Origin of the sequence: Microvirga sp. VF16, assembly GCF_016864375.1 — a bacterium.
Classification (GTDB): Bacteria; Pseudomonadota; Alphaproteobacteria; order Rhizobiales; family Beijerinckiaceae; genus Microvirga.
The window spans coordinates 2050513-2060000 of record NZ_CP069354.1 but is presented as its reverse complement, the minus strand read 5'-3'; the positions used below and the strand labels follow the sequence as shown (position 1 = coordinate 2060000).

Sequence of the window (9488 nt, the reverse complement as noted above, 5' to 3'; positions counted from 1 at the left end):
GATCCGGGACCTGCCCCTTGGTCCCAGGCGGCGAGCTCCGCCAGAACCGGCACCGCCCACCAGGTGACTTTCCACTCTATGTCGGTCTAACGGTTATCCGTCGCCGGCACGATCCGGCGAATTTCCTTCTCCCTTCGCACTCGCTCTTCTTCTCGCGATGCAGGTTCGCCGGATCCCAGCCTAGCGCATCGTGCGGAAAGGTGGACCCGGCTTTCCGCGCCAAACGATGCGCCGCTTAAGGGATTGAGCATCGGATCGATCCCAAAAGTGGAGACCATTTTTGGGTCCGATTCTCGAGCTGAGAAAAGGAGAAGCCCTGCAATGAACAGGGTCTGGACTGAAGAAGAACTTGAGATTCTGCGTCGCGACAGGGAAGCCAGGATTCCGGTTCCCGTCACCGCCGCGAAACTGGGAAGACCCGTTCCGGCAACCTATGCCAGGGCACGGCTGATCGGCACCCTCGTTCAACCCCACCAGTCCTGGGATGAAGCCAGCGTCGCACGCCTGCGCGAACTCGTCTCGGCCGATCCGCCGATGACCGACAAACATATTGCCGCTGAGCTCGGAAGAACGGTGACCCAGATCCGCTGGAAGATGCAGGATCTCGGCCTGATCGGCGTTCGCGATCTTTCCAAGCTGGCGAAAATTACGGCAGCAGGAACGGTGCGTCCTAAAGCAGCGCAGATGCAATCGCCAAAGCCTGTGCCGGCAAAGTCTGCGGCTCAAACGCCGCCTCGGCAATCCGCTCCGAAGCGCGAGATTTCTACGAGCCGGATCGAGATTCCTGCACAGCCAGTTGCATCGGCTCCGCTCATCCTGCCGCAGGCAATCGACGTTCAGGCGGCGCTTGTTCAGGCGCTCAAGACTCTCGAAACATCCATGGCCGAGCGGTTGAAAAATTCCATCGCAGAATCCGAAGCCGGAATGATCCGGGCCGCACGGGCAGCGATTTCCGAGAAGGCACGCATCGACCAGCGTCTCCTCGTTCGGGTCAAGCGCGCGGCCGAGGCCGCGACCCGTCGCGATGTGGAGGCGAAGAAGGCCGAAGAGGAAGCGAAGCGTCAGGCCATGGAGGCCAGGAAGGCCGAGGCCGAGGCTAAACGGAAAGCGGAAGAGACGCGCAAAGCAGAGGAGACGGCACGTCGGGCCCGCGAAGAGAAGGCCCTGCAGGAGAAGGCGCGGCTTACCGTCCAGAAGCCTGCGGAGAAGCCAAAGGCGGATGTGAAGAAAGCAGTCCTGCCTGCGGTACGAGGCGTCTCGCAGGTTGCGGCTCTCCACCCTGCCCCGCAGCCCGCGGCTCCTCCGCCGGCACCGCGGATCCTCGTTACCGAAGCTCCTGCCGTTGTCCGTTCGACGGAGCCGGAACTGGCCAACGCACAGACATCCGGTCGCGGCGGCTGGAAGTCCGTTCGCCGCGATCCTGGGCGCGTGCTGGCGCAGGCCAAAGCGAAGGCCAAGCCTGCGAACCGCGCTGATGCGATTGATCTCGCGCAGGCCGCACAGGCGGCCATCGAGCGCTTCATCGCCGAGCGCGGTGTGACGAAGACCGAGTCGAGCGGCATTCAGGCGGTAATCTCCCGTCTGCAGGCACGGGGCTATATCGTGGTGCGCGACGAGAGTGGCTGGACCATCGATCAGCGCCATCGCGTCGGCAACGAATCCGAGCTCGTTGCATTCGCGGAGGCCCGCGGCATCGCCTTGAGCGCCGCGGCCTGATCACGAACAGAAAACGGCGCCCGATCACAGCGGATCGGATGCCGCGTTCTTGACCTGCCGTATCGCCAGTGCCCTTATCAGCTCCAGATCGGAAGCGGATCATGGAGATGAAGATGGAAAAGCGTCGGCTCGGCCGCTCGGACTTGATGGTTTCTCCCCTGTGCCTCGGCGGCAATGTCTTTGGCTGGACAGCTGACGAGGCGACGTCGTTCAAGGTGCTCGATGCCTATGCCGATGCGGGTCTCAACTTCATCGACACGGCGGATGTGTATTCCACCTGGGTGCCCGGCCACAGAGGCGGCGAGTCGGAAACCATCATCGGCAAATGGATGAAGGCGCGCGGCAACCGCGACAAGCTCGTGATCGCCACCAAGGTCGGTTCCGAAATGGGACCGGACCGGAAGGGATTGTCGAAGAGCTATATCCGCTCTGCGGTGGAAGCCTCGCTTCAGCGTCTTCAGACCGATTACATCGATCTCTATCAATCCCATCGCGACGATCTCGACACGCCGCAGCAGGAGACGCTCGGGGCCTATGAGGAGCTGATCCGGGATGGAAAGGTGCGGGCCATCGGCGCCTCGAACTTCACGGCCGCTCGGCTGAAGGAAGCATTGGAGATCAGCACCGAGCTCGGCCTGCCACGCTACGAAAGCCTGCAGCCCAAATACAATCTGTCCGACCGTGCCGAATACGAGGCCGATCTTGAGCCGCTCTGTCGCAAGGAGGAGGTTGGCGTCATTCCCTATTACGGTCTCGCCAGCGGGTTCCTGACGGGCAAGTACCGGTCGGAAGCGGATTTCGGCAAGAGTGTGCGCGGCGGGCGCATGACCGCCTATCTCGATGATCGCGGCAAGCGCATTCTAGCAGCGCTCGACGCGGTGGCTGCCCGGAGGAATACGACGCCGGCCCAGATCGCGCTCGCTTGGCTCATGGCACGACCGGGGCTCACGGCGCCGATCGCCAGCGCCACGAGCGTGGAGCAGATCCGTGATCTCGTGCAGGCGACGAAGCTGCGCCTCGACAAGGATGACATCGCGCAGCTCGATCAGGCCAGCAATCCGACCTGAACAGGCCGTTTCCATCAAGGCATCGAAATTTTGCATAGCAGCCCTCCGTTGCATCGAAAGGAGGGCTGATTATCTCGTATCGACCTGTACTATAGATAATTCCACAGGACCGAACGAGGTTTTACGATGAGCGCTGATGCCAATGCATTGTTCCAGCCCTTCACGCTGGGCGACCTGACCCTGCCCAACCGTCTGGTCATGGCACCCCTCACCCGGAACCGGGCGGCGGAGGGAGATGTGGCTCGCGATATTACGGCAACCTATTACGCCCAGCGCGCCAGCGCCGGCCTCCTGATCTCGGAAGGTTCGCAGATCTCCCACCAGGGCCAAGGCTACCTGCGCACGCCCGGCATCTATTCTCCGGAGCAGGTCGCCCATTGGCGTAAGGTGACCGATGCGGTTCACAAGGCTGGCGGTCGGATCTTCATTCAGCTCTGGCATGTGGGCCGCGTATCCCACACCTCGCTGCAGCCGGGCGGCGGCGCGCCTGTCGGCCCCTCGCCGCTTCGCGCCCAGACCAAGACCTTTCTCGAGGAAGGCTTTGCGGAAGTGTCGGAGCCTCGCGCCCTCGATATCTCGGAAATTCCCGGCATCCTGCGCGATTACGAGAATGCTGCCCGCAATGCCAAGGAGGCCGGGTTCGACGGCGTCGAAATCCACGCGGCAAACGGTTATCTGCTCGACCAGTTCATGAAGGACGGCTCGAACCACCGTACTGATGAGTATGGCGGCGCCATCGAAAACCGGGCACGCCTGACCATCGAAGCGGTCGAGGCCGTGCTCAAGGTCTGGGACAAGGGACGCGTCGGCATCCGCCTCTCGCCTGCCAAGGTCAACGACACTGCCGATTCCAATCCCCAGGCTCTGTTCAGCCATGTGGTACAGAAACTCGACGGACTTGGGCTTGGCTATATCCATGTGATCGAAGGCGCCACCCAAGGCGATCGAAACGCCGTGAAGGTGGATTACGAGGGCCTGCGCCGCTCTTTCCGCGGCGCCTATATCGCCAATAACGGCTATGACCGCGACATGGCCGCCGAGGCCGTCTCCAGCGGCCGTGCCGATCTGGTGGCGTTCGGGCGTCTCTTCATCGCCAATCCGGATCTCGTGGAGCGCTTCCGTCTCAACGCGCCTCTCAACGAGCCCGACCGCGCCACCTTCTATGGCGGCGACACCAAGGGCTACACGGATTATCCGGGCCTCGACGAGGCCGCCTGACCATCGACAGGCTCTTCAGCAGCCCTGGCAGATTCCGCGCCTGACCCTCTTGTCGGCCTCTTCGAGGAGTTTCTCCTCGCGCGTGCTGGGGCCGACGGTAGAACGCTCGCCCGGTTGCAGGCGATTGTTGCCTGCGACCGTGCCTGTGGCGGCTGGCCCGGAGCTGCCCTCCGTGCCGGGCGGAGGAATGGGGCCGCTGGTGGTTGAATTCCCTGCCGGCGTGTTCCCTGTCGATCCGCCGGCACGGCTTGCCCTGTTTCCGGGATCGGCACTTCCCCGCATGCCTTGGGCAGGCGGGCGAAGGGTCGAACCGCTCGGGGTAGCCGACGAGCCGCTGGACGGTGATGCCGAGGATGACGAGCTGCTACTGGAACCGCCCGAGGCCCCCTGTGCCCATGCCGCTCCGGCGATCAGGCAGCCTGCGAGCAGCGCGGTTGAGATTGTGAGGTGACGCATCGGCTCCTCCCTTTGGGTCGCTGTTGCACGTCAACTCCAAGCAAACTCATGAGTCTTGGCTACCGTTCCGCCAAATTGTCAGGCTCACCGGCCCTCTCGGATCGAGGATCTGGCGGGGGCCCGGCTTCAATCCATGTGCCGACAGGAGGGCTTCGGCCCTCGTATCGTCATCGCAGCCTGAGAGGACAGGCACACCGTTTGGAACGAAAGTTCCCTCCGCCCGTGTCAGATGGAAGGCGGTGTATCCAATTCCCAGAAAAAGATCGAACACCAGACGCCCACCGGGTACGGCGACGCGCCCACCCTTCGGCAGCACGGTCTGGATCGCCTCGGCCCAGGGCAGACTTTCAGGATTCCACCACCAGCCGTCCGCGCGCCGCTCCAAGCCGGTCGAAGAGGAAGACACGATCATCCGCAGGCGTCCTCTCGGGTTCGGATTGGCCTCATGTCCCAGGCGGCCGAGCACCGTCACGTCGGACTTGTTGAGCTCGGCCTGGAAGTAGGCCCAGTCGGCATCGTTGCGGAGCACATCGGGCGTCTGCCCCGAGGCATCGGCAATGCAGTCGTTGTCGGAGACAATGGCGTAGCCGTGGATTTCAACCTTGGACATGGATCGGGCTTTTCCGGGATGAATGAACGATGGCGGCCTTCATGAGAATGAAGAGCACGAGGGCATTGAGCACATGCCACAGAAAATGGGTTCCTGCAGGCATTGTCGCGCAGACCGTGCTATCGATGGAGCGGAAAAACAGGGACAGGGCAAACACGCAAGCCGCCAGCAGAAGCGCCCTGCCCGCTTCCCGCACGCCCGAAACCTGACAGACGGTCCCAACCGCGAACAGCGCCAGGGCCGCCGGGAGATATCCGACCGATCCGTTCAGCGTCATGCCGGGAAGAATGCCGAACCAGAGACGGCCGAAGGACATGTTGAAGGCGGCGAACAGCAAAGTCGCGGCGATGGCGACGACCAGCCCGAGATTGAGATACCGGACCATGGCGAGCAGAAAATAGCTGTAGATGAAGACGGCGATGGGCAGCACATCCGCCAGGAGCGACCAGCGGTTGGCGAAGGTGTGAAACAGGAAGCTGCCGGTTCCGACGATGAAGGTGATGGCAATCAGCCAGAGTGCCGGCCAGTCCCGGCCTCCCGCCCGCCGCCAGAGCACAAAGGCATAGAGAGCCGCCGCGATGAAGGCGCCATTCGTCACCGCATTCAGCGGTTCGGCCCAGAATGCGGTCCCGAGGCGTTCGCAATAGCTGTCGATGGGGGTGAACCAGGATTCGGGCATGAGGCGCAACCGTGGGGATGGTGACGAGTTCCAGCTTGCCAGCCGAGGACGAAAATCCGATGAAACAACCAGACCGAAAGAGCGAGAATGTCCCGATGCGCATTGCCACCTGGAACGTGAACTCCATCAAGCAGAGGCTGGACCACCTCGCCACCTTCGTGAAGAGCGCCGATCCGGATGTGGTCTGCCTGCAGGAGCTGAAATGCGTGGACGAGACCTTTCCCCGAGGAGAGGTCGAGGCACTCGGCTACAACGTCGTCACCCATGGCCAGAAGGCCTATAACGGCGTCGCCATCCTCTCCAAGCGCCCGCTCGAAGATGTGCGCCGCGGCCTGCCCGGAGACGAGAGCGATGAGCAGGCGCGCTACCTGGAAGGGGTGATCTCAACCTCGAACGGTGCCGTGCGGGTGGCTTCCATCTATCTGCCGAACGGCAATCCCATTGGCACGCCGAAATTCGACTACAAGCTCGCCTGGATGGACCGGCTTCGCGCCCATGCAAAAAGCCTGCTCGTGCTCGAAGAGCCTCTGATCCTGTGCGGCGACTACAACGTCATCCCCGAGCCCAAGGACGCCATGGACCCGGCCGCCTGGACCAACGACGCCCTGTTCCAGCCGGAGAGCCGGGCGAAGTTCCGGGAGCTTCTCAATCTCGGCTTCCTCGACGCGGTGCGCGCCTGCAACGACCAGCCAAGTCTCTACTCGTTCTGGGATTATCAGGCCGGCGCCTTCCAGCGGAATAACGGCATCCGCATCGACCACCTGTTGCTCTCGGCCCAGGCGCAGGACAAGCTCAGGACGACCTCGATCCGAAAGGACGTGCGCGGTTGGGACAAGCCCTCCGACCACGTGCCGGTGATCGTCGATCTGGATATCGAGTGATTCTTCTCACCCTGAAGGCCGCTTCGGATAAACACTGGACGTCATGGCCGGGCCTGTCCCGGCCATCCCGATGCTGTGAGGCGCAGCGCTTCAATCAATCGGGATCACCGGCACAAGGCCGGTGATGACGTGAGGGGGTGCTTACTGGCCTGCGTCAGCGCCGCGACTGGATGTACTGTTCCAGCAGAGCCAACGCCAACTTGCGGTCGCTCTCGTCCGCGGCCGCGAAGGCCTCGTCGTAAAGCGACACGATCCATTGATCCTTGGCCCCATCAGTCGAGGCTTCGCGCGCGAGAGTCAGCCACATGAGGCCCTTGGCCCGCTGGCGCGGAACGCCCTGCCCGGTCATCAGCAGATGGCCGAGGAGCGCCTGGGATGCGGTGTGTCCCTTCTCGGCCGCCAGGTTGAACCAGCGCGCCGCGTGGCGGGCATCCTTTCGGACGCCGGTTCCCTCGAGATAGAGACGGGCGAGATTGTACTGCGCGTTGGAATCGCTGAAATAGGACGCCGCGTAGCTGAACATCTCGACGGCGCGCTCCGGATTGGCCGCGACATAGGTGTCCTTGATGCCGTCCAGGAAATAGGTGCCGAGCGCCACGAAGGCGCTGGAGACGACAGCGGAGTTCGGGGAATCGGGGCTCTCGTCCGCATGCTGGTCGGCGAGCCTGGAGAAATATTCGAAGGCCTTCAGATCGTCGTGCTCGACACCGTCGCCATCGGCATACATGCGACCGAGCTTCCAGAGCGCGAGCGAATGCCCCTGGCCCGCCGCATATTCGAGCGCGTGCACGGCTCCGAGTTTGTCGCCGGCATAGTAGTCGCGCATGCCGCTGCGCAGGGCATCGCGTGCCGAACCGTACTTGGTGGCGGGCGCCAAGGCTGGCGAGAGTGCAGGCGTGAGCGGTTGCGGACGCGGCGCGGCATCGAGCGCATAGGCTGCGCCTGCACCAAGGGTGGCCACCCACAACGTGGCTGCGAGGAGTTTAAACGTCCGCATAGGTTTCTTTTTCTGCAGCTCCGCCGGGATGGGTGACGGCCCCATCCCGCGCAGGACCCACTGTTTGTGCGTATTTCCAGAGATAGCCCGAGGTAGCGTTGGTCTCGCGCGGCTTCCATTCAGCGCGGCGCTTGGCCAGTTCCTCGTCCGATAGCTCGACGTCGATGGTGCCCTTGATGGCATCGATGGCGATGATGTCGCCGTCCTTGATCAATCCAATCGGGCCGCCCACCGCTGCCTCCGGCCCCACATGGCCGATGCAGAAGCCGCGCGTCGCGCCAGAGAAGCGGCCGTCGGTGATCAGTGCGACCTTGTCGCCCATGCCCTGGCCATACAGCGCCGCCGTGGTGGAGAGCATCTCGCGCATGCCGGGACCGCCGCGCGGTCCCTCATAGCGGATCACCAGAACCTCGCCTTCCTTGTACTGGCGCGTGGAGACGGCCTCGAAACAGGCCTCCTCGCCGTCGAAGCAGCGCGCCGGACCGCGAAAGACCTGCTTGTCCGTCGCCATGCCGGCCACCTTCACGATGGCGCCCTCGGGAGCGAGGTTTCCTTTGAGCCCCACGACGCCGCCGGTGGGCGTGATCGGCGTGTTGGCTGGATAGACCACGTCCTGATGCTCGTTCCATTTCACGGAAGCGAGGTTCTCGGCCATGGTGCGGCCGGTCACCGTCATGCAATCGCCGTGCATGAAGCCGTGATCGAGCAGCGTCTTCATGAGCAGCGGAATGCCGCCGACCTCGAACAGATCCTTGGCGACGTAGCGCCCGCCGGGCTTCAGGTCGGCGATGTAGGGCGTGCGCTTGAAAATCTCGGCGACGTCGAACAGGTCGAACTTGATGCCCGCCTCATGCGCGATGGCTGGCAAGTGCAAAGCCGCATTGGTCGAGCCGCCGGAAGCCGCCACGACCGTCGCGGCATTCTCAAGAGACTTGCGGGTCACGATATCGCGCGGGCGGATGTTTTTGGCGATCAGGTCCATGATCTGCTCGCCGGCCGCGGCGCAGAACCGGTCGCGGATCTCGTAGGGCGCTGGAGCGCCGGCCGAATACGGCAGGGCAAGGCCCATAGCCTCGGACACAGTCGCCATGGTGTTGGCGGTGAACTGCGCGCCACAGGCGCCGGCCGATGGGCAGGCCACCTGTTCGAGCTCGGTCAGGTCCTCGTCCGACATCTCGCCGACCGAGTACTTGCCGACCGCCTCGAAGAGATCCTGCACGGTCACCTGTCGGCCGCGGAAGGAACCGGGAAGAATCGAACCGCCATAGATGAAGATCGACGGCACGTTGAGGCGCACCATCGCCATCATCATGCCGGGCAGAGACTTGTCGCAACCGGCCATGCCGACGAGCGCGTCATAGGAATGACCGCGCATGGTCAGCTCGACCGAATCCGCGATCACCTCGCGCGACGGCAGCGACGCCTTCATGCCCTGGTGGCCCATGGCGATGCCGTCGGTGACGGTGATGGTGCAGAACTCGCGCGGCGTGCCGCTGGCAGCGGCAACACCCTTCTTCACGGCTTGCGCCTGTCGCATCAGCGAGATGTTGCAAGGGGCAGCCTCGTTCCAGCAGGTGGCGACGCCGACGAGCGGCTGCGCGATCTGCTCCTTGGTCAGGCCCATGGCATAGAGGTAGGAGCGATGCGGCGCGCGAGCGGGCCCCACCGTCACGTGACGGCTCGGCAGCTTCGACTTGTCGATCAACCGCGCATCCATGGCTTCAACTCTTTTCCCAGCCGGTTCTCACGCGGAGATCCAAGCTCTTTGGAACTCCCGTGATCTGCCATGTGCCACGCCACCGATGCAACGATCCTTACGAAGGATCAGCCAACAGCCTTAATCCAGGTTCTGCCCCAGGTATCG

General features: G+C 63.4%; 9 protein-coding genes. 5 read left to right on the top strand and 4 right to left on the bottom strand.

Features of this window, described 5'->3' with window-relative positions; all coding sequences use genetic code 11:
* Positions 1-321 precede the first annotated feature (321 nt).
* The 4 genes from JO965_RS09815 to JO965_RS09800 all read left to right on the top strand — a co-directional run bounded on the left by JO965_RS09815 (position 322) and on the right by JO965_RS09800 (position 4452).
* Positions 322-1716, top strand: a complete 1395-nt coding sequence (locus tag JO965_RS09815; protein ID WP_203443457.1) for a hypothetical protein — start codon at positions 322-324, stop codon at positions 1714-1716.
* A gap of 113 nt (positions 1717-1829) precedes the next feature.
* Positions 1830-2783 carry an aldo/keto reductase gene (locus tag JO965_RS09810; protein ID WP_203443456.1) on the top strand — a complete coding sequence of 318 codons (954 nt, stop codon included), beginning with the start codon at positions 1830-1832 and terminating at the stop codon, positions 2781-2783.
* 126 nt (positions 2784-2909) lie between these two features.
* Entirely contained in the window at positions 2910-4001 is a 1092-nt protein-coding gene (locus tag JO965_RS09805) for an alkene reductase (protein ID WP_203443455.1), read from the top strand.
* 127 nt (positions 4002-4128) lie between these two features.
* Positions 4129-4452 carry a hypothetical protein gene (locus JO965_RS09800; RefSeq protein ID WP_203443454.1) on the top strand — a complete coding sequence of 108 codons (324 nt, stop codon included), beginning with the start codon at positions 4129-4131 and terminating at the stop codon, positions 4450-4452.
* A 51-nt stretch (positions 4453-4503) separates the two neighbouring features.
* On the opposite strand, the gene JO965_RS09795 is transcribed toward JO965_RS09800, so the two are convergent.
* Together JO965_RS09795 and JO965_RS09790 are read right to left on the bottom strand one after the other, a co-directional pair.
* Positions 4504-5067, bottom strand: coding sequence for a hypothetical protein (locus JO965_RS09795; RefSeq protein WP_203443453.1), 564 nt, complete (start codon positions 5065-5067; stop codon positions 4504-4506).
* Positions 5054-5746: a ceramidase domain-containing protein gene (locus JO965_RS09790; protein WP_203443452.1), complete on the bottom strand. Its 693-nt coding sequence runs from the start codon at positions 5744-5746 to the stop codon at positions 5054-5056. The genes JO965_RS09795 and JO965_RS09790 overlap by 14 nt, the downstream gene beginning before the upstream one ends.
* Before the next feature lie 95 nt (positions 5747-5841).
* Here JO965_RS09790 and xth point away from each other — a divergent pair, with 95 nt between their 5' ends.
* Positions 5842-6627 carry an exodeoxyribonuclease III gene (gene xth, locus JO965_RS09785; RefSeq protein WP_203444123.1) on the top strand — a complete coding sequence of 262 codons (786 nt, stop codon included), beginning with the start codon at positions 5842-5844 and terminating at the stop codon, positions 6625-6627.
* 154 nt (positions 6628-6781) lie between these two features.
* Here the strand turns inward: xth and JO965_RS09780 are convergent, their stop codons facing one another.
* Together JO965_RS09780 and ilvD are read right to left on the bottom strand one after the other, a co-directional pair.
* Positions 6782-7624, bottom strand: coding sequence for a tetratricopeptide repeat protein (locus JO965_RS09780; RefSeq protein ID WP_203443451.1), 843 nt, complete (start codon positions 7622-7624; stop codon positions 6782-6784).
* Positions 7611-9341 (bottom strand): dihydroxy-acid dehydratase, encoded by a 1731-nt coding sequence (ilvD, locus tag JO965_RS09775; RefSeq protein WP_203443450.1) that lies wholly within the window; start codon positions 9339-9341, stop codon positions 7611-7613. The genes JO965_RS09780 and ilvD overlap by 14 nt, the downstream gene beginning before the upstream one ends.
* Positions 9342-9488 lie beyond the last annotated feature (147 nt).